General features: G+C 40.9%; 1 protein-coding gene. It reads left to right on the top strand.

Going from position 1 to position 381, the window contains the following annotated elements; translation table 11 throughout:
- The coding region (locus I6F37_RS45005; RefSeq protein WP_225155134.1) for a DUF2461 family protein at positions 1 to 326 on the top strand (326 nt) is incomplete at its 5' end.
- Positions 327 to 381: the final 55 nt, after the last annotated feature.

The raw sequence follows: 381 nt of genomic DNA, 5'->3' as shown, positions 1-381 counted from the left end.
GCTTTTATTCACCGCTCCCTTCAGACCTTGCCAAAATAAGGCAGGAGTTTGATTATAATTTTGATGAATGGAAAAAAATCATCGGCAATAAAACATTTAAGAAATACTTTCCCACTGGCGTTGATGGAGTAGAATTACTGGTTCGGCCTCCAAAAGGTTATGACGAAACCAACCCTGCTATCGATTATCTTAAAATGAAGCATTTTATTGTGCGCAAACCATTCAGCGATGCTGAGCTACAGAATAAATCGCTCGTGAAAGATGTGGCCAAAACTTTTCAAATGATGAAGCCCATGCTCGATTTTCTCAATCGCGCAGTGGAGTGATGACAACTCTAACGCTTTATAACCGGGCAACCCAATTGGTTCCCTTTTCCAAACC

This window comes from Bradyrhizobium sp. NBAIM08, from assembly GCF_020193935.1.
Classification (GTDB): domain Bacteria; phylum Pseudomonadota; class Alphaproteobacteria; order Rhizobiales; family Xanthobacteraceae; genus Bradyrhizobium; species Bradyrhizobium yuanmingense.
Note: the sequence above shows the minus strand (reverse complement) of the source record. Positions and strands in the feature narration are given on the sequence as shown.